The organism is Enterococcus sp. DIV1067f (genome assembly GCF_050543505.1).
In the GTDB taxonomy this organism is placed as follows: domain Bacteria; phylum Bacillota; class Bacilli; order Lactobacillales; family Enterococcaceae; genus Enterococcus_D; species Enterococcus_D entomosocium.
The window spans coordinates 872,491-899,365 of record NZ_CP172940.1 but is presented as its reverse complement, the minus strand read 5'-3'; the positions used below and the strand labels follow the sequence as shown (position 1 = coordinate 899,365).

Genomic DNA, 26,875 nt, shown 5'->3' with positions numbered 1-26,875 from the left:
ACTCCCTCAACGATTTTTCGCTTTGTATTTTTCTCTATATTCAGTATAAACAGCCCCTTCAAAAACACAAGCAATGACCCTTTTTCTCATTTTTAAAACAAAAAAATAGACGCATTCTGCTTGCTCCCATGACATTGGAACAATCAGCTGCCTCTTCCCACTATTATTATACCGCATCCAGAGTCAAAAAAATAGACTAGTATTTTTGGTGGATGCCCGTATAATTGAGTTACTTTGGAGAATGGATGTGAGTCTGAATGAACAACCTAAAGGCTGAAAAGAAGCATCTCGCAGACACGTACCAGCAATTGCTGACACGAAAGACAGTGCTGAACAGTTTCTTGACTGAAGGCAGAAAAAAAGATCGCCTTGCGATGCAAAGCATCGGCGAAGAGATTCGCTTAAACTTTGATAATTTTGCTGACCGTTTAGATACTTTTGCTGCCATCGAAAGTAAGAATCGTGAGATCGACCAAATGAACGCCGCTCTTCAATCTGCTGAACGTGAATTAGCTGCCATCGACCGTCTTCTGGATAGTCCCTACTTTGGTAAAATCTCCCTACAATTTGAAGATGAGGAAACGATAGAAGATTTTTACATTGGGATCAATGGTTTTGTTAATGAAAATAAGGAAGGGCTGATCTATGATTGGCGCTCCCCAATTGCCGAATTGTTCTATGCCAAACGCTTGGGTCCGGTCTCTTATCAAGTGAACAATCAGACGATTTCTGCCGTTCTTGAACAACGCCGTCAATTTATTATCGAAAAAGATCAATTGAAGCAAGCCTTTGATACCTCAGTGGCGATTCAAGATGACGTGTTACTGGCAGCCCTTGAAGCCAATAATAGCCAAAAAATGCAGGATATCACTGCTTCGATCCAACACGAACAAAACGTCATCATCCGTGACTTAGCGCATAAAAACCTACTGGTCAACGGTGTTGCTGGAAGCGGAAAAACTTCTGCTGTCATGCAGCGGATCGCCTTTTTGCTGTACCATTTTCGTGAAGAGATGACCGCAGAGAATGTCTTGATCCTCTCCCCGAATTCGCGGTTTATTGATTATATTTCGCAAGTGCTGCCTTCCCTCGGTGAAAAAAATCCATTGACGTTGACCATGCGGCAGTTTTGCCAAGTATTTCCTAGCGTTGACTTAGAACCGGAAGAGGCTTATTTTGACCGCATCCAGCAAGCACCCAGTGAAGCAATCGAACTTTTACGCAGTGCTGACTTCAGCCGCTTTCTTCAATCCTTGAGCAAACAGCTGCCAGAAGAACTTGTGCTTCAGTTTAAACCAATCAAAAGAAAAAACGTCGTCCTTTTTTCTGAAGAAACGATCGACACTTTCTTCCAAGAAACACCGAAACAGGCACCCTTGCGCGATCGCATCCAAGCTGTCAAAAAGAAATTGGCTTACGCTTGGGAGGAACGATTGCAAAAAAATGCCTTAGCAGCGAATGTTCACGACCAAGTTCGTTCTTTGACTGAAGATGAACAACGATCCCTTTTAGGGACAGTTTTAAAAGATGATTCAGAAAAAACGATTCAGAAAGCAGCCCTTCGCCTCCTAAAGAAAAAATATGCAAAAGTTACGAAACAAATCAACGACCTTACGTGGTTTGATACGAAACAATTGTTAGCAGACAGTGCCGACTATTTTACTCATGGACAGATCACTTTGACGCAAACAACAGATAGTTTGGATTATACTGTTTGTCTATTGCTGATACGTCATTTGGTGGCCGAAAAACAACCTGTCCCTGCTTTGCGCTATCTCTTTATCGACGAAGTCCAAGATTATACGCCAGCACAACTGCAGTTTCTATTATGTCTTTTTCCTATGACCGCTTTCACCCTCGTGGGGGATCAGCAACAGGCGATTTTTACAAGTGCCATCACCGTATCAGAAATCCAAACGATATTTCAACAACAGGCGAAATCCCTCGAAACGTATCAGCTGACTACGAGTTATCGGTCTAGCGGTGTAATCACACGGTTATTTGCTCAAATGCTACCAAAAGAAACCAATTTAAAAATCTCTGCCGTTCGACCAGCAGGAAAGTTGCCACAGTTTTATGCCAATCTGACTGACGTTGCCTTGGTAGACATAGTAAAGGAACTTAAGCAGCCAGTAACGATCATTACAAAAGATAGTCGATCCAGTGAAGAGCTTAAACAATTCTTCGATAAACAGGCCGTGTCATTTCATGGAACGGTTTTACCGATTCATCTTGCCAAAGGATTGGAATTTAAGCAGGTTCTTTTATATGATGTTTCAGCAGAAAATTATCATACCGATCAAGATCAGCGGATTCTCTATACGGCGATTTCTCGTGCAATGGAAGAACTGATGGTAACTTCAAAAACGACCTTTTCACCGTTTCTCACTATTTGATAGTAGAACGAGAAACCTCCTATTTTCTATAGAATCTTGATAAGATTTGAGAGAACCCTGTCTTGTCTCTCTGGGTAATTCTCTTGTCTGACCGATTTAGAAAGCGATCGATCAAATAAAAAAGCATCAACGCGATTGCGTTGATGCTTTGCTTTTGATTTGATTAGCGATGGATGTAAGTATATCCAGATGCGCTCAATGTTGCAGTGTTTGGTCCACCAGGACTGTCAAAGCCCATTCCGCCTTGAGAGATTGTGATCGTATTGTTTGATGGGTTGTATGATTCAACATAGGCTACGTGACCATAAGTTGGATCAGCAGTCCAAACGCCACCAACTGATTGACCAGCGGCAAAGACTACAACAGCACCGGCTGCTGGTGTACCATTGACAGTGTACCCATCAGCTGCAGCTGACGCACCCCATTGGGCCCCGTTACCCCAGTAAGTACCTACCCAAGGAGCGCGGTTTTTCACGTACCAAGTACATTGACCCCAAGCATACATGTTCCCTGAGCTTGAATGATCTTTTCCGCCGCCTGTAGAAGTACTTCCGGTAGAATCATTGTTTGATGAAGAGTTTGAACCTGAGTTACTTGAACTTGAATTGCTTGAACCATTGTTCGAAGAGCTTGTGTTCGATGAACTTGAGCTGTTAGAACTGCTAGTATTGCTTGAACTTGAGCTTGTGTTGCTTGAAGAACTACTTGTTGCTGTTTCAGTAGAAGCAACTGTATTTTCTGTCGTGCTCTCTGTTGATTGGGCAGCAGCTTCTTCTTGTGCTTCTTTCAAAGCAGCAGCTTGTCTTTCTTCTTCTGCTTTTTGAGCAGCAGCAGCTTCTTGTTGTTCTTTCAAGATACGGGCTTTTTCAGCTTCCGCTTCTTGTTTTTTCTTGTTCAATGCATCTTTGTCTTTTTCAGCAGTTGCTTGTTCTGCTGCTAAGTTTGCTTTCAAGACATTTAAATCAGCTTGTTTTGCTGCAATGGCATCTTTTTGTTGGCTAAGTTCTGCTTGGTTTGCAGCAACTTCTTGGATCTTGCTTTCGTTTTCTTTGACTTTGTCTTCAACATCTTGTTTGTCTTGTTTTTGTTGTTCAACTAAATCATTGTTTGCATTGACGATCGTTGTCATCGCTTGTACGCGACCGATAACATCCGTTAAAGAATCTGCTTCTAAAACAGCATCAATGAAATTGGTGCTTTGACCGTTAACTTGTACATCACGGGCTTGCTTTTGAATTGCTTCTTCACGTTTGGCAATACGCAATTTCAATGTTGCGATTTTGTCTTGCAATTTCTCAGCTTCTTGACCTAACTCAACTTGTTTTGCTTCTAATGAAGCAACTTTTGCACTCACTGTTTCAATTTCTGCTTCTAGAGAATCGATCTGTGATTGGGCGTCAGCTTGCTGACCTTTAAGAGAATTGATTTTTTGGTCTTGCTGCTCGATTTGATCATCAATGGAATCTGCAAATGCTAATGCAGGTGCTGCAACTGCGGTTAATGTTAGTGAACACACCATTAATGCTGATAACAAACTATTCTTCACTCGTTTTTCCTCCGACTAGCTGGTTGATTTGACAGATGAACTGCCTTTATAAAAACTTAATTTTGTCTAAGAAAGTTTAATGTTCGATTTAACGACAAATGAATTCTACCATAATGATATGACACACAGATAAAGGAAATGTTACAAAAATGTTTCAATCTAACACTTCCTTTATCTCAGCGATAAATAACAGAACAATTAAAGACCGTTAAATCAATGTTTCTGAATAAAACACCGCGTTTTCTTTTCATTTTCAAAAAATGATGTTCTTTCTATTTTAGTTATTTTTATCACATAAAAGCACCTAAATAAGAGCACTTATAGTTTTTTCGGAATTATCTTAACAAGAAAAACTATGAAAACAAGAAATCTTTCAAAAAAAGACCCTTTATGTGACAAGATTCCTTTTCCTTCCTATAATAAATAAAACAAGCGAGGAGGGAATCGCGATTCGTACACACAAAAAATGGTTTTGGCCATTGGCACTTCTTACACTTTTTGTCACCTGTTTCCTGTTATTCTTTCAATTTCGTAAGATGCATGAAGCCGATACACCTTTGCAACAGGCAAGCAACAGTGAGTTTTGGCTCTTAAGTGATATTCATTTTCTTTCCTCCACGCTTCATGATAATGGCGAAGCCTTTCAGACCTTCACGCAAGGAGCTGCTGGCAAAGAGATGATGTATCAAGAACAATCAATCGAGGCCTTCACCGCTCAAGCCTTAAAAGAGAAACCCACGGGAATTATTTTGACCGGTGATATGACGCTCAATGGCGAGAAAGCAAGTGCTCAAGAGTTGGCAAGATTGCTTGAACCATTGCAAGAAGCTGGCATTATGGTTTTAGCATTACCTGGCAACCACGAGATTTACAATGGTTGGGCGCGAGCATTTCAAGGTGAAAAGGAATACTATGCCGATCAAATCAGTCCTGAGGATTTTCAAACGATTTTTGCTGAAGGTTACGAAAAAGCCAACAGTATCGACAAGTCTTCCCTTAGCTACAGCATTCAGTTAAATGACAAGTATCGCCTCTTTTTACTAGATTCATGTATCTACGATTCTGAGGTTAATTGGGATGATCCTACAACGAATGGTGAGTTGAAACCAGCTACTCTAACCTGGTTGGAGGAGCAATTAACCCTGACAAAAGAAGCAGAGCAAGTACCACTGATCTTTTTACACCATAACTTGTTTGGTCATAATAAATTGTTACAAGACGGTTATGTTCTCGATAATGCCTCTGAGACTGTCGCTTTGTTGGACCGTTTCAACGTGCCAGCCGTTTTCTCTGGTCATATCCACATTCAAGACATTAACGAAGGGAATGATTCGCTTTATGAAGCAGTCACTGGGTCTTATTCAACAGCAGAATTAGGCTACGGCGTCCTTTCTCTTTCTGACAAGGAAATCGACTATGAAGCTCGTCAAATTGATCTAGATGCTTGGGCGGCTGAAACGAAGCAAACTGATGAACAGTTACTGGACTATCAAAACTACCAGAAAAGTATTTTTGAAAATGACACCGACCAACTGGTCCGCGACCAATTGTCCGCCGTGTCTGAACTGTCAGAAGCCCAGATCACACAACTTTGCACGTTTGTCACGAAGCTGAACACGGCCCTTTTTACTGGCAATGATACTTACTCAGTCGAGGAAATAGCTGCCATCAAAGACTCCGAGGAGTATCAGTGGTTAGCGACCTATTCTTACTTTTTGAAGCAATATGTCGATTCAATGCTCGACGATCAAACCGATGATCGCAAGCTGACGATCCCCCTCACAGCAGAATAAAGCCAAAAAGTGTCTTCTTCCTTTCTTTTAGGAAAAAGACACTTTTTCTTTTCTAATGAACGATAGCCCTCTCGTTTGGGTAAACGAGAAGGCTATCTGACGAGTCAATATTTATTCTTTGAAAGTGCAGCATACTATTACTACTATTATTTATTTCTCATTTAAACGATACAATCCCTAACCTCTATTGTATCCTTGTAACTCTGAAGTTACGCCAGGTTTGAATAAATTTCTTCAAAACAAGTAACGTGTGGTACAAAAATATTTGTCGCTTATTAATAACTATACCACGAGACAGAGTGCAAATGGAAGAAAACGTACTTATTCTTAAACATTACTTAAACAAAAAGCTTTGTTTTCATACAGTGTTGCCCTTTAAGAATTTTACGTGAAGCGATCAACCTTCCTGTCATGCATATCTGCTAACCATTCCTATACGGGAATTCCTTTTATTCAATAGGCAAGTCGTGCTGTTTTAAAAAAGATAATTTATCCCAGTAGCCTCTTTGAAATAAAATTTTATCATTTACTATTTGAAAAAAACCGCAGCCTCTCAAACCTAATGGGTCACACCACTCTAAAATTGCCCATTGTCCATCTTCGAAAATGTTCTCAACGATACAAACCATTTTTGCGTTAGAAAAATCTTGCTCAAACATCTGCTTTATCGCTTCTTTCCCAATAACTGGCTCATTGGCAACCTGATGGTTTATTGCATTGTCATCATATAATTCTGAAATACATTCTACATCTGCTTGATTAAACGCATCAACCCATTGGCAAAGTATTTCTTTTGGCTTCATATAAATCCCCCTCGAAATGTAATCATCTTTGTTCCAATCGCAATAAAAAAGCAGCTAATTTGTATCAATATATTCTACTTTTACAATTCATTCAAGACAATATCGATGAAACGAATAAGAATTATCGATCTTTCACATCGATTGCTCTTGTATAAGTACGGGGGACCATACATTGAATCGTGGCATTTTCCACTGTACCTGTTTCTTTATTCTATTCAAATGAGACATGCCATTTGAATCACTTGCGATCAGTGATTTTATTGGTAGCGATGCTACTAAACCTGTTCAATCACTTTTTCATTTACTGTGAAAAGCATTTATTTATTGAATACGGTATAGTGCCCTCTTTCTCTTTTCCTCTTTTTATACGCTTATCATCGAATGAGAAATCATGGATAAGTAAAACACAACGCTTAGGGTTAGTTGACTATCGAAAGCAAAGATGTACTATTTACCATGTTAGGCTCTCAAATCTGCAACTATTCTCTTGTAGCAGATCATCAAAACCCTATCCATTTCAATACTTATATAAAATAAAACAAAAAAAAAGCGAGAACCCAATGGATTCTCGCTTGTTAACGTCAATTAACCTTTAACGATGTTTGTTGCTTGTAAGCCGCGTTGGCCTTCTTCAACGTCGAAAGTCACTGCTTGACCTTCTTCTAAAGTTTTGAAGCCGTCGCCTTGGATAGCTGAGAAGTGAGCAAATACATCATTGCCGTCTTCACCTGTAATAAATCCAAAACCTTTATCTGCATTAAACCATTTTACTGTACCGTTATTCATAAACGTATACCTCCATATTACACATCGACTGTGTTTATTTGTTTGTAATAGAAAATGATGTGTAATTGAAGTGTGTATCAATAGAAAAGATAAACAAGTATTAACATATCAGAACTTTACCTATTCATCATAGCACGGTTAAAATAAAATAGCAAATAAATTTGGGCTTTTTTCTTGATAATAAGCGAAATTGTTATGAAATCTTATGATTAAGCCTAGGAATTGCTTTATCTGGAAGAATCAAAAATCAAAGAGTTGCGCCGTTTGAAGCAATTACTTTTTTGTACCAATCAAAAGATGCTTTCTTGATGCGTTTCTTTGTGCCATTGCCTTCATCGTCTTGGTCGACGTAGATAAAACCATAGCGTTTCGACATTTGTGAGGTCGAAGCACTGATGATATCGATGCAGCCCCATGCCGTATAGCCAAAGACCTCGACGCCATCATGTAACGCTTCATTGATTTGTTCAATATGCTGACGCAGATAGTCGATTCGATAAAAATCATCGATGGTGCCATCTTCGTTTACGACATCCTCTGCTCCCAAACCGTTTTCGGCAATAAACAAAGGTTTTTGGTAGCGGTCATAGAGTTGATTCAATGCTGTTCGCAACCCTTTGGGATCGATCTGCCAGCCCCATTTACTGCTTGGCAAATAGGGGTTTTTTATCCCACCAGTAATCAAATTCCCGACAGCACTTTCCAATCGTTCTGGATGCGCGCTGACTGCACTGGACATATAGTAACTAAAGGAAACAAAATCCACAGGGTTTTCCCGGATGACTTCTAAGTCTCCTGGTTCGATCACCAATTCCACTCCTTTTTCTTCAAACATGCGGTTGGCATATGCTGGATAATAGCCTCTTGCCTGCACATCACTGAAAAAGAGTGAGGTTCGTTGACTTTCGACTGTTTTTTGGACATCATCTGGATCACAGCTGTACGGCGTTAATAATTGATAGCTGATCATACAGCCGACCTTGGCATCGGGAATCAATCGATGGCAATAGTCAGTCACGATTGCGCTGGCGACAAATTGATGGTGCGCCCCTTGGTATTTTTCTTGTTCAATATTAGGATGGCCTTCTTCAATGATCCCAACACTAACATATGGATGGTGTTTGACACAGTTGATTTCATTAAAAGTCACCCAGTATTTGACTTTCTTTTGGTATCGCTCAATCACCGTCTTGGCAAAACGGACATAAAAGTCGATCACTTGCCGATTCGGCCATCCTCCATACTCAGTCACTAAATACAAAGGCATCTCATAATGGGATAGTGATACCACTGGTTCAATCCCATACTTCAAACATTCATCAAAGACTGCGTCGTAAAATGCCAATCCAGCTTCGTTTGGCTCTACCTCATTCCCCTTTGGAAAGATCCGTGTCCAAGCAATTGACATCCGATAGGCTTTGAAGCCCATCTCAGCAAATAAGCGAATATCTTCTTTAAACTGATGATAAAAATCGATGCCCTGTCTTTTCGGATAGTATTTCGTGCTGTTAGGATCCTGTGCTTCTGCAACTTGCTGATGAGTCATCATATGCCATTGGTCAGTCCAACGTTCTTTCGGCATTGAGGAATCGAACAGATAGACATCAGAAACCGACAAGCCTTTTCCATCGATCCCAGAGCCTCCTTCAACTTGGTTGGCAGCTGTTGCTCCCCCCCAGAGGAAATCTTTTGGAAAATAACTTTTCATTTTACTTGCCGCCTTTCAAAAATGATTCGTACGCCAACGCTTCCCCATTCGTGGCGATCACTTGCTGATAATACGCAAAACTAGCTTTTTTCTTGCGGGAAAGATCTCCGCTACCATCATTTTGCTTATCGACATAGATAAAGCCGTATCGTTTTTCCATCTCTCCTGTCCCCGCAGAAACGATATCGATCGGTCCCCACCATGTATAGCCTAGAATCGTTGCGCCATCTTTGATCGATTCCGCCATTGCCTTTACATGGTCTTTCAAATAAGCCATCCGTTCTTCATCGACGATCGATCCATCTTCATTGACAACATCCTTTAAACCAATTCCGTTTTCAACGATAAATAATGGTTTTTGATAACGATCAGTCAATTCGCTGCAAACATAACGTAATGCCAACGGATCGATCGGCCATCCCCAAGCAGTTTCTTTTAGGTAAGGATTCTTTTTCCCCAATAATCCGCCAGTATTGCCTAAAATTTTCATGCCCGCTTCATGCAATGAGCTGCGGTAAAAACTAAAGCCTAAATAATCGCAGGTCCCCGCTTTAATGATCGCTAGATCTTCTTCTGTAATGTCCAGCAACAGATGATTATCCTTCACGATGCGGTCGAAGTATTCAGGATACGCTCCTCGCAATTGCACATCACTATAAAACAAAGAACGACGGCGCAGTTGATACGATTCAAAAACATCTTGCGGGTTGCACGTTGCAGGATAAATCGGACTCAGTGACAGCATACAGCCCATCTGATTGTTTTCATCTACTGCCTTCCCATTCAGAACTGCTTTGGCACTTGCAACAAACATATTATGACTCGCTTGATAAAGTGCCTGTAATTTTTCTTCTTCAGTCTCGAAAGAAAACACATCGATACCTGCTGCGAGTAAAGGGATCGTATGGGTATGGTTGATTTCATTAAAAGTCATCCAATATTTCACTTTCCCTTTATAGCGTGCAAAAACCACTTTTGTATACCGATCAAAAAAATCGATCAGTGCACGATTTTGCCAACCACCATATTTCGTTACCAAATGCAGTGGTGTCTCAAAGTGAGCTAACGTAACAACTGGTTGGATCCCTTTTTCATTCAAGGCATCAAATAAATCATCATAAAATTGTAAACCTGCTTCATTCGGTTCCGTCTCATCCCCATTCGGAAAAATGCGACTCCAAGCAATTGAGGTACGCAAACACTTCAAGCCCATTTCCGCAAACAGTTCAATGTCTTCTGGGTACCGATGATAAAAGTCGATGGCTTCATGGCTCGGATAAAAGTTTTCCTCTTCAAGCTGCAGTGAAACTTGCTCAATACGTTTTTCACCAACTGGTAAAATATCTGCTACGCTTAATCCTTTTCCTCCTTCCAAATAAGCTCCTTCGGCTTGATTTGCGGCGATTGCGCCGCCCCATAGGAAATTTTTTGGAAATACACTCATGAAATCGCTCCTTTTAATAAATCATTTGCTACCAATGCGGTAACGTCTTTTTTCGCTTGATCCACAACTGTCAATGCATCTTCTTTGATCACACTGGTAAAGACCAACATGGTTGTCGGATCATATCCTTTTTCAATAATTTTTGCTAAGTCAAAGGTGCCAATTTTTTGCCCCTTCACGACTTGATCCCCTTGTCTCACCGAAATCTCAAACACGCCTTTTGCTAAATCAACCGTGTCTAAGCCGATATGAACCAACACTTCCGTCCCAGCAGCTGATTGGATCCCAAAAGCATGTCCAGTTGGAAACACTGTCACAACCGTACCAGTAAGTGGCGCATAAATATCGCCGGCTGATGGATAAACGGCTAATCCATCTCCCATTGCTCGAGAAGAAAATACTTCATCTTTGACATCATCAAGCGTGATCGCTTCACCAGCAACTGGTGTCATCACTTGCAGCCCTGCACCATCTTTTAAAACAGGTTCTAGCGTTTCTTCAAATCCTAATACATAGGTCAAAATAGCAGTACCGAAGAACGCAAAGGCAATGCCGATCAAATAGTACACAAAGGTGTCCCCAAAGAAAGCTGGCAATGTCGTCAATGCTGGAAAAACATAGACGATGGCCTTGGTTTGCATCATGCCCATAAACGCACCAGCAATGGCACCAACGATGGTTTGAGCAATCAACGGCTTTTTAAATTTTACCGAAAGTCCATAGACGATGGGCTCTGTAATTCCTCCAAGCAATGCTGGAAGCAAGGAAGATAGCGCCAGGCCTTTGGTTTCTTTTCTGCGAGAGCGTAAAAATACACCTAAAGCAACCCCAGCACTCGCAAATGTTGCTGCTGCGATCATCGGGCGCAGCGTATCATAGCCATATACCGCTAGGTTATTGACCATGATCGGTACAACTCCCCAATGGATCCCGATCATTACTAAGAATGTCCAACCGCCACCGATCAACAAGCCAGCCAACAGCCCACTCTTATCGCTGATAAAGTTCATGGCATTGCCTAAACCGTCCCCAAGCATTACACCGACCGGTCCAATGATCAAAACGGTCAGAGGCACCATGATCAAAAGAGCCACTAGCGATAGAGCAAAAATCTCGATACTCTTAGGAATGATCCGTTTGAGTAGGCGTTCCAAGTGCGAGTAGATATAGATCGAAACGATCGCTGGAATCACGGTACCCGAATACCCCATCAGCACAGCTGGGATGCCAAAGAAATCAACCGTCACACCGTTTTCCGTCACCATTGCTGTAAAATTCGGCTCCAGCAACGCCCCAACGATTGCTAAAGCAATAAACATATTGACTTTGAAAATCCGCGCTGCACTGATCGCTAAAAATAAAGGCAAGAAATAAAAGACACTATTGCCAGCAGCAGCTAATATTTTATAGGTGCTTCCTTCTGCGTCCATCAAATGATAGGTCGTAAAAACAACTAGTAAAGCTTTCAACATCCCTGCCCCTGCAAGCGCAACAATGATTGGATTAAAGATCGCAGACAATACATTGAAGAATCGGATAAATACATTGCCTTGTTTTTCTGTTGATTCTTCGGCATCTCCATCACTTTCCAAAGCGTTTTGGATCGAATACTTGCTCATGATCGTTTGAAAAACATCTGCCACATGATTCCCGATCACGACTTGAAACTGGCCATTTCCTTCAATGACTGACAATACCCCATCAAGCTGCTGGATTTTGTTCTTATTTTTTCGTGCCAACTCGACATCTTTCAACTTAAAACGCAATCTAGTGATGCAATGATACAGGCTAACGATATTTTGTTCCCCACCGACCTGTGCTATAATTTCACTAGCAAGTTTTGAATAATCTTTTGCCAAATGACTCACTCCCGTGTTTGATTTATAAAGCGCTTTATGGCGTTACTATAGCAGATTTTTTTCTCTCACCTGCGAAAGTTCGCAATTTGGAAACTGCTTACAAGAAAGGAAAGAAAATGGGCCTCTTAATCATTCGTTTATTGAATCTTTTAAATAATGCACCCACTGATTCCACCAACTACTATATCGGTTTGACCATGATCAACTATTACGATCAGATCCAAACTCTAAGTATTGGTGAATTCGCCGCTCTTTGCCATGTGTCAAAGTCAACCGTTTCAAAATTCGCCCGTACCTTAGGCTTTGATGACTATGGTGATTTAAAAGACAACGCAGCTTTCATCGAGAACCGCTTCAACAATCCGCTAAATTATCGCTCGAATATTTTGTCTGCTTTGGAGCAAGAAGGCGTAGACTCCTATTTTGACGCAGTGATACAAGACATCGATTATCTGCGGCATCATCTTGATCTGCCAGCCATCGAACGGGTCGCACAAGCAATTGTTTCGCATAAAAATGTCTTTGCTTTTGGAATATTATTCTCAGAATCGGCTGCTATTGATTTCCAGATCAAACTAGCTTACAACGGCAAGTTCATTCGGACCTTCCAAGACGATCTCGTACAAGAAGAAATCATCAAATCTGCCGATGAAGAATCGCTTTTTATTATTTTTACCAATTCCGGTGACTACCTGACCAAGCAACAAATTCGAAATGGAACGCCTCGAAAAGATTTCTTTGATCGAACCAAAGCCAAAGTCATTGTGATCACCGCCAACCCACAGATCTCGGAACTTCCCTTTGTCCAAGAAGCCATCATCTTCCCTCATCAAACCCATTTCCAAACCCATGCCTTTATGTATCAGTTCATCATGGATTTGATCGTATCGAAGTTCAAGCAGTTGACTGATCGAAAGCGAATGTAGTAATGACCCTCCATTATAGAAGAAGTGCATTTCCTCCATAATGGAGGGTTCTTTGTGAATGAGATGTCTCATTCATTCGTAAGCGTCACGCATTTATTCCTAGTTTCTTTGAAATTTTTTTAATCCTAGGCTGATATTTATTAAATTTCTCCTCATTTATGTTTTTTGTTTCACAAACTTCACTTCGGTATGGTATAATCATTTTGTTTTTAAGAAAACTATGGGAATACAAAGGAGAAGGAAACATGAAAAAAACTAAAATCACTTTAATCGCTGCATCATTGCTTATGGGAGGCACTCTTTTAGCTGCATGTAGTTCAGATAACGACACAGCTGCAAGCTCATCATCAACAGCAGCTTCAACTGCTGCATCAACTGAATCATCAGATGATGTTGTTTCAACTGCTTCTATCAGTGACCAAACTTCAGTCATTGAAAAAGCATTGGGTGCAGATGGTAACTGGATCGTTGCTGTAACTGCTGACATGACATTTGATAACGATGTAACCGTTGATGGCGAATTCCATGATAAAGGCGATGACTCAGCTGATATCTACCGTAAATTTGCATTGTACTCACAAGATGAAGACCGCAACGTAACAGCTGAGTACACAGTAACTGTTCCTAAATTGATCGTTAACTCAGAAAACTTCAACATCGTTCACGGTGTAATCAAAGGTGACGTTGAAGTGAATGCAAACGGCTTTGTATTGAACGGTGCAAAAGTTGAAGGTAACGTAACATTCACTTCAAAAGAATTCCAAGATTCAGCAACACTTGACGAAGATGGCGCTTCTGTAACAGGCGACGTAACAGTTAGCGAATAATCTTTCACTGGATTTCTGTGAAATAGATGAAGAAAAAACGAGGTTGACAAGTTGATCATTGATCCTTGTCAACTTTTTTTTGTTTTTTTATAAACAATTGCATCCGCTCTCATTACTAACATTGTGTAAGTAAGAACAAAGCACAAGAAAAAAACTGGCTTGCTTACGCAAAACCAGCTTCTTCTTTAGGCGCTTATTCTTCAATAACTGCCCACTTGTAATCGTATTGCGCACCGGCACCGTGAGAAACGACCCCTTTTACTTTTGGTGCACGTAAATGAGCTTCAACGTTTTGGTACACAGGGATAACCCCTTGTTGATCCATGATGATTTTCTCTGCATCCAACAAATCTTGCCAGCGGGCATCTGGATTGCCAGCATTTGTCGTGGCAGATGATTTCACTGCTGCATCGTACTCATCGCTTGTCCAACGACCTCGGTTGTATGAATTATCGGTTACAAATAGATCTGTAAAACTGCTGGCATCCGCATAGTCAGCACCCCAGCCACCCATAACGACATCAAAATCACCTGAGTTTGAACGATCAAGGCGAACGGAGAAAGGTACTGGACTTAGGCTAACTTTCACCCCATCAAGCGTATCTTGAATCGCACTTTGAATATATTCAATGGCTTTTTTGGTTGAGTCTGTGTCAGAGGCCAAAATTTCAAAACTTAAAGAATCGATTCCCAAAGCCTCTTTGGCTTTTTCCCAATGTTCTTTGGCTTTTTCTTGATCGTATTCAATGACACTTTCCGCTTCATCGACAAAATCAGTATTATCAGTTGGGTTAAAGGTCATTCCTTTTGGTATCAATCCTGTGGAAGCCAATGAACCATCACCTAAAATCGATGTCACTAATGCATCACGATCGATGGCATAAGAGATTGCTTTACGCAGATCCTCATTGCGAAATGGCGAATCTTCTTCTCGCTGATTCAACTCGATATAGGAAGTACGGGCTAATGGTTCTGACACAAACGCTTCATCATTGGCCATTTGCTGCGCCAATTCTCCTGTTAAGATGACGTCGTCCGCTTGCCCATCCTGGAATAGATTCAAAGAGGTCGATGATTCTTTTACGACACTGACATTGATCGTATCAAGTTTCACCGTATCTTTATCCCAATATTGGTCGTTCTTTTCATATGACCATTCTGTATCGGTTCCTGGACCATCAAAGCCAGCTAACACAAACGGTCCATTGTAAACGGCATTGTCGCTTGTTGAAGCATATTGATCGCCGTTGTCTTCTACGACTGCTTGGCTTTGTGGGAAGAAGGATGGAAATGCCAATAAGTATTGGAAGTATGGCGTAGGTGTCGTCAGCGTGATTTCTAATTCATAGTCGCTGACTGCTTTGATCCCCAATTCTGAGGCATCTTTTTCACCTGCTGTTATCGCTTCGGCATTGGTTACGGGCGCAAATAAGTACGCATATTCAGAACCTGTTTCCGCACTTACGGTGCGTTGCCAGCCAAAGACATAATCCGCTGCTGTTACTGGTTCTCCATTTGACCATTTGGCATCTTCACGTAATTTCAATTTATAGGTCAGACCATCTTCACTGACTTCCGCTAATTCGGCGGCACCTGCTGGTTCGGGCTTACTATCAGCATCTAAGCGGTACAACCCTTCATACACATTATTTAAAGCACTGAAACTGATCGTATCGGTGGCTAAGGATAGATCAGCACTAGGCATTTCTTGTTGAACCACAACATTAAAAATTTGTTCGGCAGCTGCTGTCCCACTACCACTTGAACTTTCACCTGTACTTGATGTCCCTCCTGTTGAGCAACCTGCTAATACGATTCCACAAACAGCGATGACACCATATCCCCATTTTTTCTTCATCTTACCTACCCCTTATGAAAATCCAAAATTTTCAGAATTATTACAAAACTCTGAATGTAAATAAGATTTTAATAAATATTAATTATAAAAGCAAGCTATTTTTCTCATTTTATTATTATTTATTTTTTATGTTAACACTGCATGTTATTATTTATGACACAAAAACAAAAAACACAAAGCGAAAGAGATCGCGCTTTGCGTTTTTTTATCTTTGGATAGAAAAGTGGATTACTCCATTTTATAGCTTTGACGCGTCACTTTCCCCTCTCGTACCGCAGCGATAATAGTTGGAATAGCCCCAATCGCCGTAAAGAGATAGACCAGACCTAAGTTCCCGTAATATTGACTCGCTTCCAAATACCCTTCACGAATCAAATCAGGTAAAATACGGAAAGCGTAGAAGACATCAACGTCTGTGTAATAATTCGCTACACTGATCGACCAGTCGATACGATTCCCGACATAGACCATAATGATCATGACGATGATACTACTAATAATACCTTTTGTACTGAGTTTTCCACCTAATAATTCATACCCTTTGATGGCACAGATCGCCATTGCGATTCCAGACAATGCAGCTACATATCCCAGTTGTCCTAATAAAATAATTGCGCCGGCACCAATCAGTGAACCAAGAAACGCGCCCACTGTTCCAGCTAGCCAATTTTCTTTTTTCTGCCCTTTTTCCCGTTCTTGTGCAAGGACCGCTTCTTGTTGTTTCTTAAAGCAAGCTTCACACGCAATGACGGGAGTGCCGCTAATAGCATACAGCGAAACCGGCTCAGTGATCGTTCCGCAGAAGGTACAAGCATTTTGGTAAGCTTTCGTCTTCAAGAAATTCGTCAATTGGTCCAACGCAGTACGGATCTTGTCCACAGTTTTCCCTGCAGTCATCGCTCCGCGTAATGTATAGGCAACTTGATATCCTTGGATCACACAGTCGGTGATCTCTTTTGACTCACTTAAAACTTCTTTGACTTCTTCTTGGTTCGGAAGTTCCCCCTCTTTGCTAAGGGAAAAATGAGCCACAAGAGAATAACTATTGTTATTCTCTTGAACTAAAAAAAGTTTATAACTATGATACGTTCCATAAATCACCCCGGTGGAAGTATCAACTGAGAGCCCCAACGGCTCGGCAAATTTGGTCAATGTCTTCTCGATCTTCTTATTCATTTTTCTCCTTCTTTCCAACAAACACTTACCTTTTTAGGTATAGCTAAAAGTTTAAGGAGAGTAGAAATGAAAGTCAATCAATTTGTTCAAAAAACCTAGTTTTTTTATTTATTCTGTGACAAATCGCCGCAATGCATCAGCAACCCCATGGTCTGTATTGCTAGCCGTCACAAAATCAGCTTTTGCTTTGACCAAATCGGGCGCATTCTCCATCGCAACACCGATACCGGCTGAAGCAATCATTGGCAGGTCATTAAAATTATCGCCGATCGCTAAGGTTTGCGCCAGCGGCACTTGGAAATAGGCCGCTAATTCATTTAGCGCCTTATCTTTTCCCACAGCTTGATGAGTGACTTCCAAATAATTCTCTTTGGATAAATAAAAGGCGCTTTCTAAAAAGTCAGCGTTCTGGCAGGCAGCATGAAGCGCTTGGATTTCTGCCGTTGTGCCGATCAAAAGAAACTTATGTACCTCAAAAGCTTCTTGTGCCAACAGTTGTTCCAATGAAGTTTCCAAAGGGGTCTCTTTGGTAATCGCCGCTTCTGCCTGTGCCCACTGATCCACTCTTTCGCAATACCACTGATCACCAGAGTAGACATTGATGGAAACGGCAGGAAAATCAGCTTTGATGCGAGCAACCAAAGTCTTTGCTTCTGCTTTTTTGACCTCATGACTAAATATTGGTACAAGCGTACCCGTATGATCGTACCGTCCAATCAGGGCACCGTTGTAGCAAGCCAAGGGCCAGTCTTCTATCTCTAATTCTTCAGCTATCGGTAGCATTCCTTTCGGGGAGCGAGCGGAAGCCAAAACAAAAGGAATCGCTTGCTGCTTCAACCGTTTGATTTCTTCAATCAAAACCGGATCGATTTGATGTTTATGATCCAAGATCGTCCCATCGATATCACTTAAAATAAACCCAATCTGCTTTTTTTCCAAATAAACCATCCTTCCCCATTCCCATCCTTTTTACGAAAGCGAATTGATCCATCGCTTTCGACCAAAACAAGCGCCGTTTCCATAAAACTAAAACAGCTTTCTTGTCCTTCTTTGCTTCCAGTTTACCATACTAGCCAATGAAAAAAAGAGTACATCGCTGCACTCTTAGGAAGTATAGATATAAAACTCGATTTCCTTCTTGATCGGCTTTTTGATCCAGCGTTTCACAGCAGCTGCCCGCTTCAAGCCCATATGCTCATAAAAACCGTAATTACAAGTGGTATCGGTATAAAGGAAAAACGGAGCTGTTTTATCATGCTGGACCATCGCTAAGAAGGAAGTAAAGAGTTGCTTGCCTACACCCAATCCTTGTGTTTTGGGACTAACGGCAAACAAACCAACTTCGGTCTGAAAAGGAATTTGTAAGTCTTTCAACATCGCTTGATTTAACTCAGCCACCTCTTTGGCATAATGCAGCAGCGTGTTTCTCCCTTGATTAGAAATCATTAAGCAGCCAGCATGCCACATCGTTTTCCCCCAATAGCGCATTGGATGAAGCTTCTTCCCTCTTTTACTGTCTGCTAATAAGATACCGACAGCTTCACCATTTAAAAGAGCCACACGTGAATAGGTAGCACGGGCAAGTTCATAACACAAAAAGACATGAGCAAAGTGTTTGGCGGTCTTCTGGTCAAATTGCTTGTCGTAGTTCCAGCTATCAATAATTACTTGCACAAGCGCAGGCAGATCTTCTCGTTTAAATGGTCGATATGTTACTTGTTTATTCATTCTATCTTCCTCCCAGTAGTTGACTATCTTTAGTATAAAGTTTACAGTAACTGTAAAGTCAAGGAGGAGCGCCATGAAAACCAAATTAAAAGTATCGGAAATGGCACGCTTAGCGCGAATCAATCCTCGGACACTCCACTATTATGACGAGATTGGGCTATTTCAACCAAACAGCAAAGACGAGAACGGGTACCGGTATTATTCCCTTGATCAACTTTTGGATCTCGGATTGATCCTGTCATTGAAAGAATTATCGATGCCCTTAAAAGAGATTCAAACAGCGTTGCAGGGGGATGCCGAGACCATGAGAAACTTATTGGAAGCCAAGCGGCAAACCATCGATGAAAAAATTCAGCAGTTGTCCAACATCCAAAAAATCATCGAACGAAAAGCAGCGGACTTGCGTCTGGCTGCAGAAAAAACTTCCCCCTTCACCTTGAAGGAACAGCCAGAGGAGTATTTCTCCCTTAGTCCTAGATTAAACGGCAGCAGCATCCCAGAGATGATCACCCAAGCCTACGACCTTTTGATGGCACAGCCTTATCTTTTCTCGAATAACGAATACGGTTTTATGATTCGGACGAACAAAGACAATACGCAGGACATCGACTACGTTTATGTGCGGCAAGAAGAACCACAACGAGCTTCCTTCGTGAAACCAGCAGGTTGCTATTTAACCACCATTTATCAGGGGGATGACGAAGGATTGAAGCAGTTCTATCAAAAACTCAAGCAGCTGATTGCAGCGCACCAATGGCAAATCGATGACTACTTCTATGAACGATCGATCCATGAAACGACCCTTAGCAACGAGCAAGCTTATTTGACAGAGATCCAAGTACGGATTTTATCTGAGGAATAAGGATTCGTCTAAACAACACTAAAAAGTAAATGAAAAAACGCAACGACCACGAGCAGTTTCTTTCGCCTCGCCGTCGTTGTGTTTTAATTAAATCAAATGGTTTTCTTTCAACAGATCGCCAATGTAGGTATGTTCGGTTTTCTTAACGAATCCTTCCAATAGTTTCCGTTCGATAAATGGTAGCTCCATTTCCGTGATTTTTTTCTTATCGGTCAGATAATAGACAGCTTTGGCCAAGGTACGCAGATCATAAGCGGAAGCAAACACTTCTGGTACCCCGCGTTCCACATCTAATAGCTGATAAACAGCCTCCATTGCAGTCCGAACGGAATACTCTGTTGTAAAAACAGTGTCTCTTTCAGTCTCTGCGAAATTACCGATAAAAGCTAAATTTTTGGAGCCATTTGGAATAACCAATGGCCGATCCCCTGGCTCACGCAGCATGAAGTAGGAAGTGATAAACGGCATGTAAACCGGAACTGCCACACTTGATTCTTTTGAAATGCGTTGGATTTCTGCTTCCGGCACGCCTAAATGGTAAAGCAGTTCTTGCACGATTTCTTGTCCCGAACATTGTTCAATTGGTTTTTTGATGTAGTTTCCTGGCGTATTTGACAACAATCCATACACCCATGTGATCGTTTGTTGGTCTTTTTGTTCTTTAAAGTGCGGTTGGCGATGGGTCGCAAAGCTCATCATCCAATTGGAATCTTTGATGGTGACGATCCCGCCAGTGACGATTCTGCCTGTTCGCAACTTGCGATGGGTCAATTTTTCTAAATAAGGTTCAACATCAAAATTTTGCCAAGTGACAGTTGCCGAAACAAACCAGCTTTCTTCAGGTAAGTTTTCATAAAAGACTTCTGGATGACCAAACTCAGGCGATTGCGCCGCCAAGTTTTTCCATAAACGCCAGCTACCACCAGGTGCTTTTGAGATAGGCGCTGGAGTATAATGGTCCCCTTGCGTGGAACTTTCAGTGATCGATCCGTTGGTAACAAAGACCAAGTCATCTTCTGACAAAGGAATTTCTTCGATTGCCCCCGCTTTTTCTAGCACAAGTTTTTGAGCAACTTTTTCCTCGCCCACGATCCGAACATCGATATTGCTGACTGTGCATTCATATTGGAAGTCGACTCCTTGTTCTTCCAAATAAGCAAGTAGTGGTTTGACCAATGACTCATATTGGTTGTAACGGGTAAATTTTAACGCGGTAAAATCAGGCAAGCCATCGATATGATGCACAAAACGCAACACATAGCGTCGCATTTCAATCGCCGAATGCCATTTTTCAAAGGCGAACATCGTACACCAGTATAGCCAAAAATTGGATTCAAAGAATTCTTCGCCAAAAACATCTTCGATTTTTTTTCCGATCAATTGATCTTCTGAAGTCATAAATAATTGAGTCAATTCTTTTTGTGCTGTAGCAGACAAGGTAAATTCTCCATCATCTGCTGCTCGTTGGCCGCGATTGTGGATGATCCGACAGTTAGACGAATTTGGATCATCGTGATCCAACCAGTAAAACTCATCTAACACCGAAGCATCTTCCACCTCCAAAGACGGAATTGAGCGAAATAGATCCCACAGACACTCAAAATGATTTTCCATTTCTCGACCGCCGCGGGTCACAAATCCATCATGGGGAATGAATTTTCCGTCTAATGAACCGCCTGATAAAGAAAGTTCTTCAAGGACGTGGATTTTCTCACCCGCCATATGGCCGTCACGGATCAAGAAGACTGCCGCAGCAAGTCCTGCTAATCCCCCACCAACAATATAGGCTTCTTTCTTTTCGACATCTTTCGGTTTTCTGCTTCTTGCAAAAGCTTCGTAATTTCCGTTCGTATATCTCATGTAGATCCCTCCTAATATTGGTACGTTTTTATGGTATCAGTAACTATTTTTTTTGACAAAAATTTGTACTAGTAAAATCAAGTGATTTTGACAAATCGGCCTTTTTGTCAAAAAAACAAGGGCAAAGTCCCACCTTTTAGAAGATCTGCGCCCAGCACAAAAAGCGCCCCTAAGAAAACTGATTGCAGCTTTCTTAGGGGCGTTTCTAACAAAGGACAAACCCTTTGCCTTTTCAATAAAATATTTATTTCACGCGTAGAGCGAAGCTAGCAGTCGAAAAGCCTGATTGTGCTTCGGTGACTGTATAACCCGTGCTTGGCGCATGGATATAGCTTGTATTACTTGTAGCGATCGCTACATGGTAGGTATTCCCTTTTTGACCCCAGAACAGCAAGTCGCCAGCTTGTGCTTGCGAGACAGGAATGATCGTCCCTGCGCTTTCTTGTGGGACTGTCCAATCACCGATGTTTTTGCCCGTCACTTTTAAGAAGACGTAGCGTGTAAACCCAGAACAGTCGAATACATCTGGTCCTTTGCCTCCCCATTGATAAGGAGTGCCGATATGTTTTCTAGCTTCTGCAACGATCGCTGCTCCGTTCACGCTCATCGGAACATTAGTATTGCCTGCGTTGTTATTGTTGCCAGGAGTCGTCGCACTGACTTCTTTGACATATGCTGCAGATACCCAGCCACCAGTTGATAACTTATACCAAGTGGTATTGCCATTGACTGACGTGCCTTGTTTTTGAGCCACTGCTTTGAAGGTCGCATTACTGCCCAAACTGCTGACCACACTTGCAGAAGTCGATGCATTTGAGCGCACATTCATCCCAGTGGTTGTTTGGAACGTCTTATTGATGGCTTGCTCACTCGCATTGCTTGAGCCGTTTGATGAACCAGTATTGTTTGAACCTGTGTTTGAATTATTGTTATTACTTGTATTTCCAGAACTAGACGTGACGTCACGCACATATGCCGCTGTGATCCAGCCACCAGTCGATACTTTGTACCAAACATTGGTGCCGCCAACGGATGTGCCATTTTTCTGGGCAACGACCTTCACCGTCGTGCTGTTGCTTAGGCTGCCAACGACACTGCCGCTTGTTGACGCACTCGAACGAACATTTAATGCCGCTGTTGTTTTCACGTTCTTGGTGATAGCCGTTTCTGCAGAAACACTTGTATTGCCGCCAGAAGAACTATTGCCTGTGGAGCTACTGGAAACATCTTTGACATAGGCTGCCGTGATCCAACCGCCTGTGGACAATTTGTACCAAGTGGTCGTGCCATTCACCGATGTCCCACTCTTTTGTGCAACGACCTGTACTGTCGCATTACTGCTCAAACCGCGTACGACACTAGAACTTGTCGTTGCATTTGAACGGACGTTCAATGCAGTAGTCGTTTTCACTGATTTCGAAATTGCTTTTTCCGATGAAGAAGACGACGAATTGGACGAGCCTGTATTGGCAGAAGAAGAGCCTGAGGTGCTCTTCACATAAGCCCCTGAGATCCAGCCGCCTGTTGATAGCTTATACCATATTGTATTGCCATTCACTGAGGTACCGTTCTTTTGAGCCACCGCAGTGATTGTTGTATTTGCTCTTACACCACTTACGATAGAGGCACTTGTTGAAGCATTTGAACGAACATTCAGTGAAGCTGTTGTTTTAAATTGTCGATTGATCGCCGTTTCAGCTGACGATCTGGCAAGAGTAGCAGTTGTGTTGGTTGATGACGAAGCGTTCGTCGTTTCGGTCGCATGAGCAAGAGACGTAAAGACACCTGATGTTGATGCTAACGCTGCTGTGATACCCAATCCTTTTTGTACGAAAAGGGACCGTTTTTGTTTCACTAAACGCTTCCGTTTGATTTTCCGAGATTCCAATAAAACACCCCCTGTACCCCATTTTAACAAAAATTAATATTTTTTGATATTGTTTTCGTTTTGTATTTTTTTAATTTGCGTTTAATAAAACGTGTCATTTATTTTCCTGCGTTATTCTTTTTAATCACTTTCGCTTTGACGCTGACCGTTGGCACTATATTTACAAAGATTTCTATAAACAACAAAAAAATGCTATTTCATTCAACGTTATTTTAATTCGCGAATAAAAACAGGATTTTTTTTACAAACAAACCCACTTTTTGAAAATCAAGACTGTTATTTGAATAACATTTCTTTCCTGATCCCCTTTTTCAAAAATCGATACTAAAATCACCCATTTATCATTCCTTTTTTACACACGGGGTTCTGTGAAAAAAGTTTTTTCAAAAAGAATGCTTCTTTTACCAGTGTGATCGACGCTATGATGAAATCCTGTTACATCGCTTCCAACTGGATACGAATTTTTTGATAGAGAAGTCCCTCACTTCTACCGAAAGAAATATTTTCACAATGTATTTCATACGAAAGTTTATAATACCAAGGAGAAAACCAAGAATTTGCACAAGTTTGTGAAATTATGCTATACTAAAAAAAAGGAAGAGGTGACCGAGTATGAAAACAAAGACGAAAGAAAAAGTTTATGCTGAACGACAACATAACTACAAAACGAAAAAAGAAGAGATTTTCAAAAAAGCCCTAGATTCCGTACCGACCACAGACAAGAAAAAAGAAGAACAGAAAAAAGAAGAACAGAAAAAGAAAGCGTAGAATCCTGCGTTTTCTTTTTTTGTTGATCTGTAAAAAGACGAGGCTTCGCCGAAGGGTGGCGAGTCTCGTCTTTATTGTAATCGAAAAAAAAGCAGGCTATGATACTTTCTATCTCAACCATTGTCAATTCACCTTGAAAATCACCGAATGACTACCATCAATGCAATAAAGGGAAACTCTTCCTCAAAAGAAGCGACAGTTTCTTATTCCAACGGGTCTTAAACACAATATTTAGTAGGCGAAAACACGTTCCTACAATATATTGTGGATAAACCTGTTGAAACTGTGCATAACTAAAAAGCCTGCGATTTTTTTGCAGACTTTTTAGTTATTGACATGCTTGAATTAATCTAGAGATAAATAATAGCTCACATTATCTGGTAACGGTTTAAAGCCATTCTTTTTGTAAAAATCCGCTGCGGGCATACTTTCTTCGGTATCTAACAGGATCGTTGGAATCTCTTTCTTGAGCAGATCCTCTTTGATCATTTCTAAGAAAGTGGAACCCAAGCCCTTTCCTTGGTGCTTGCCTGTAATTAAAAAGGTGTCGACCACATACTCTTTTCCTTGATACCAGGGCTTGATAAAGCCTAATGAAAGACCAATCAATTCATTCGATGCTCGGTTTGTTAGTCGATAACCAATAAAAGTATTCATTGCCATCATTGATGATACATAGTCGGTGATTTGCGGCACTGTCAATTGGTCATTCCATGGTTCTGCTGAAAATACAGCAATATAGTGGTCCACGACTTCTGCTAAATCTGCCGTTGTTAATTCACGCATGCTTACGTTCTTTTCCATCCTATCTCCTGCTTCCCTTTCTATTTCGGTCGAGCCTATACTCGAAGAATCCACTAATTTTTGTGCGTGTATCAATCATCGATTCGTTTTGCATAGCCATTGCCATAACTGATATAACGGCGCTTTTGGTTGACGGCCATTTTTTTATGAATCTCTGCTTCAAGATCAATGGAAAGGATTTCTGCTAACCCAAGAAGATAAATCGCCACATCCGCCAATTCTTCTCCTACCTCTTGTTGCTTCCGATAGGCATCAAAGGCCTCCCCTATTTCACCATATAAAGCCAAAAACTCTTTTTCAATATTGGTGACATTGAATTGGTGATCAATCTTGTTTTGATAAATCGCTTTTTGCATTTCTGATAGTTTCATAGTCGCTCCTTTTGGGATAGTATACCATTTAATTAAAATTCAAAATAGAAACTTAGTAAAAAAATCACCTCAAAAAATAGTGACCCCAAAACGTTAGAATTTTGATCTAACTTTTGTAGGTCACTATAATATAGGATTCCCTTTTTTTATTCTGCCCGCTCCAATTCAGCAGATTTGATTGCAACCCGTTGAGCGATTTTTAAAAATGGAAAATAGATTGCTACACAGACGACGATGATGATCACTTGAACCAAAACAACTTTAAAATCCCCTTTTGATGCCAACAATGCACTAAGAATTGGTGGTGTCGTCCAAGGAACCATCACAGAAAGTGGCTCAATGAATCCTACTGCGGTAGCAAAGTAGCCAATCAACGTCGCCACAATTGGACTTGCAACGAAGGGAATGATCATGGGTAAATTGAAGACGATCGGTAAACCAAAGATGATTGGCTCATTGATATTAAAAATACCCGGAGCTAGGGATAGATTGACGACATCCCGAAAAGGTTGGTAATTGCGGACGAATAAGAGCACTGCAATGATCAAGCTGATCGTAAATCCAGTCCCGCCTAGTTGTGCGAAAACCGTCACGAATGCTGAATTTAAGATATTGGGTGGCGTAGCGCCTTCTTGCACGGCTTGCATGTTTTCATTCATATTGACTAACAGCAATGGATCTAATAAGGTGCCATTGATGACGGTTTGGTGAATGCCTAAAGTAAACAGAAAGTTGCCCGTTGAATAGATGATCAAGAACCCAAAAATCGATGTGTTCAATAAACGCAGTGGTTCTTGGATCACTGTGGAAATGATTTGAATCAGATCGGTATCAAAGGCTGCTAGCACGGTCGCAACTAAGGCAAAGAAAGAAATCACTAAAATAGCAGGGATCAACGTGCTGAAGGATTTGCTGACGGCAGGAGGAACTTGATCCCCTAAATTGATTTTTAAGTGCTTGTTTTCTGACAGTCGAATAAATAATTCCGTGGCAACTAACCCACAAATGATGCCAGAAAACATCCCTTTGGTCCCGACATCGTCAAACAGCATCACACCACTGATGGTTACTTCTGCTTGAGCGCCTTCTGGCATCACGGCATGAGCCATCGCCAACATGACCACTAAGCAAGTCGTTGCCACAAAAGTTGCATTGATAGCGCTTGGATTATTTTTGTTGCGACAAAGAAAGTAGGCGATCATCGGAGCAATCAGCAAACCGGCGATATTCAATGTTCCATTGGTGATGGAATTGCCAAACACTTGTATTCGCGCCAAGGCAGCCCCTTCTAAGAACCACGGAAAGAAGACATTATTAAACAACACAGCGATCCCCGCGATAATAAAGGCAGGCATTAAGGTCGCAAACGCATCACGAAGACTTTTGAGATGAACCTGATTGCCGAGACGGACCGAAAACTCTGTAAATTTATCTAAAAACGTGCGCTTTTCTGCTGCCATTTTCTGTTCCTC

Annotated in this window: 21 protein-coding genes; 6 read left to right on the top strand and 15 right to left on the bottom strand. The window is 41.3% G+C overall.

Annotation, left to right across the window (positions count from 1 at the left end):
• Positions 1–257: 257 nt before the first annotated feature.
• Positions 258–2,396 carry a HelD family protein gene (locus IGJ42_RS04170; RefSeq protein ID WP_422705365.1) on the top strand — a complete coding sequence of 713 codons (2,139 nt, stop codon included), beginning with the start codon at positions 258–260 and terminating at the stop codon, positions 2,394–2,396.
• A gap of 163 nt (positions 2,397–2,559) precedes the next feature.
• On the opposite strand, the gene IGJ42_RS04165 is transcribed toward IGJ42_RS04170, so the two are convergent.
• A complete protein-coding gene (locus IGJ42_RS04165) occupies positions 2,560–3,942 on the bottom strand; it encodes a CHAP domain-containing protein (RefSeq protein ID WP_223347066.1) in 1,383 nt (460 codons plus the stop codon).
• Positions 3,943–4,334: 392 nt separating this feature from the next.
• Between IGJ42_RS04165 and IGJ42_RS04160 the strand changes: the two genes are divergently transcribed.
• A complete protein-coding gene (locus IGJ42_RS04160) occupies positions 4,335–5,735 on the top strand; it encodes a metallophosphoesterase (protein ID WP_016620636.1) in 1,401 nt (466 codons plus the stop codon).
• 449 nt (positions 5,736–6,184) lie between these two features.
• On the opposite strand, the gene IGJ42_RS04155 is transcribed toward IGJ42_RS04160, so the two are convergent.
• The 5 genes from IGJ42_RS04155 to IGJ42_RS04135 all read right to left on the bottom strand — a co-directional run bounded on the left by IGJ42_RS04155 (position 6,185) and on the right by IGJ42_RS04135 (position 12,344).
• Entirely contained in the window at positions 6,185–6,538 is a 354-nt protein-coding gene (locus IGJ42_RS04155) for a nuclear transport factor 2 family protein (protein WP_061053848.1), read from the bottom strand.
• 585 nt (positions 6,539–7,123) lie between these two features.
• Positions 7,124–7,324, bottom strand: coding sequence for a cold-shock protein (locus tag IGJ42_RS04150; protein WP_005225331.1), 201 nt, complete (start codon positions 7,322–7,324; stop codon positions 7,124–7,126).
• A 247-nt stretch (positions 7,325–7,571) separates the two neighbouring features.
• A complete protein-coding gene (locus IGJ42_RS04145; RefSeq protein WP_086332108.1) occupies positions 7,572–9,032 on the bottom strand; it encodes a glycoside hydrolase family 1 protein in 1,461 nt (486 codons plus the stop codon).
• 1 nt (position 9,033) lies between these two features.
• Complete coding sequence (locus IGJ42_RS04140) at positions 9,034–10,476, bottom strand: glycoside hydrolase family 1 protein (RefSeq protein ID WP_016620634.1); 1,443 nt, start codon at positions 10,474–10,476, stop codon at positions 9,034–9,036.
• On the bottom strand, positions 10,473–12,344 hold the full coding sequence (locus tag IGJ42_RS04135) for a beta-glucoside-specific PTS transporter subunit IIABC (protein ID WP_086332107.1): 1,872 nt from the start codon (positions 12,342–12,344) through the stop codon (positions 10,473–10,475). Before IGJ42_RS04135 ends, IGJ42_RS04140 begins: the two co-directional genes overlap by 4 nt.
• A 107-nt stretch (positions 12,345–12,451) precedes the next feature.
• Between IGJ42_RS04135 and IGJ42_RS04130 the strand changes: the two genes are divergently transcribed.
• Together IGJ42_RS04130 and IGJ42_RS04125 are read left to right on the top strand one after the other, a co-directional pair.
• A complete protein-coding gene (locus IGJ42_RS04130; protein ID WP_008377267.1) occupies positions 12,452–13,261 on the top strand; it encodes a MurR/RpiR family transcriptional regulator in 810 nt (269 codons plus the stop codon).
• A gap of 245 nt (positions 13,262–13,506) precedes the next feature.
• Positions 13,507–14,088, top strand: coding sequence for a polymer-forming cytoskeletal protein (locus IGJ42_RS04125; protein ID WP_005237347.1), 582 nt, complete (start codon positions 13,507–13,509; stop codon positions 14,086–14,088).
• A gap of 193 nt (positions 14,089–14,281) precedes the next feature.
• Here the strand turns inward: IGJ42_RS04125 and IGJ42_RS04120 are convergent, their stop codons facing one another.
• From IGJ42_RS04120 to IGJ42_RS04105, 4 genes are all read right to left on the bottom strand, one after another.
• Positions 14,282–15,946, bottom strand: coding sequence for a peptide ABC transporter substrate-binding protein (locus IGJ42_RS04120; protein WP_005237349.1), 1,665 nt, complete (start codon positions 15,944–15,946; stop codon positions 14,282–14,284).
• A gap of 228 nt (positions 15,947–16,174) precedes the next feature.
• Entirely contained in the window at positions 16,175–17,122 is a 948-nt protein-coding gene (locus IGJ42_RS04115; protein WP_005237351.1) for a hypothetical protein, read from the bottom strand.
• A gap of 108 nt (positions 17,123–17,230) precedes the next feature.
• Positions 17,231–18,070, bottom strand: coding sequence for a Cof-type HAD-IIB family hydrolase (locus IGJ42_RS04110; protein WP_005237353.1), 840 nt, complete (start codon positions 18,068–18,070; stop codon positions 17,231–17,233).
• Between the two features lie 156 nt (positions 18,071–18,226).
• Positions 18,227–18,850: a GNAT family N-acetyltransferase gene (locus IGJ42_RS04105; RefSeq protein ID WP_086332106.1), complete on the bottom strand. Its 624-nt coding sequence runs from the start codon at positions 18,848–18,850 to the stop codon at positions 18,227–18,229.
• A 73-nt stretch (positions 18,851–18,923) separates the two neighbouring features.
• On the opposite strand from IGJ42_RS04105, the gene IGJ42_RS04100 reads away from it, so the two are divergent.
• Positions 18,924–19,712, top strand: a complete 789-nt coding sequence (locus IGJ42_RS04100) for a MerR family transcriptional regulator (RefSeq protein ID WP_005237356.1) — start codon at positions 18,924–18,926, stop codon at positions 19,710–19,712.
• An 87-nt stretch (positions 19,713–19,799) separates the two neighbouring features.
• Here the strand turns inward: IGJ42_RS04100 and IGJ42_RS04095 are convergent, their stop codons facing one another.
• Positions 19,800–21,572, bottom strand: a complete 1,773-nt coding sequence (locus IGJ42_RS04095; protein WP_086332105.1) for an oleate hydratase — start codon at positions 21,570–21,572, stop codon at positions 19,800–19,802.
• Between the two features lie 244 nt (positions 21,573–21,816).
• Positions 21,817–23,460 carry an SH3 domain-containing protein gene (locus IGJ42_RS04090; RefSeq protein WP_086332104.1) on the bottom strand — a complete coding sequence of 548 codons (1,644 nt, stop codon included), beginning with the start codon at positions 23,458–23,460 and terminating at the stop codon, positions 21,817–21,819.
• Between the two features lie 612 nt (positions 23,461–24,072).
• Between IGJ42_RS04090 and IGJ42_RS04085 the strand changes: the two genes are divergently transcribed.
• Positions 24,073–24,228 (top strand): hypothetical protein, encoded by a 156-nt coding sequence (locus tag IGJ42_RS04085; protein ID WP_176256976.1) that lies wholly within the window; start codon positions 24,073–24,075, stop codon positions 24,226–24,228.
• A 345-nt stretch (positions 24,229–24,573) separates the two neighbouring features.
• Here IGJ42_RS04085 and IGJ42_RS04080 read toward each other — a convergent pair whose 3' ends face one another.
• From IGJ42_RS04080 to IGJ42_RS04070, 3 genes are all read right to left on the bottom strand, one after another.
• The gene (locus IGJ42_RS04080; protein WP_422705367.1) at positions 24,574–25,032 is read right to left on the bottom strand and encodes a GNAT family N-acetyltransferase; all 459 of its coding nucleotides are present in this window, start codon (positions 25,030–25,032) and stop codon (positions 24,574–24,576) included.
• A gap of 71 nt (positions 25,033–25,103) precedes the next feature.
• Complete coding sequence (locus IGJ42_RS04075; protein ID WP_005237365.1) at positions 25,104–25,403, bottom strand: MazG-like family protein; 300 nt, start codon at positions 25,401–25,403, stop codon at positions 25,104–25,106.
• A gap of 146 nt (positions 25,404–25,549) precedes the next feature.
• Entirely contained in the window at positions 25,550–26,863 is a 1,314-nt protein-coding gene (locus IGJ42_RS04070) for a PTS sugar transporter subunit IIC (RefSeq protein ID WP_429961147.1), read from the bottom strand.
• Positions 26,864–26,875: the final 12 nt, after the last annotated feature.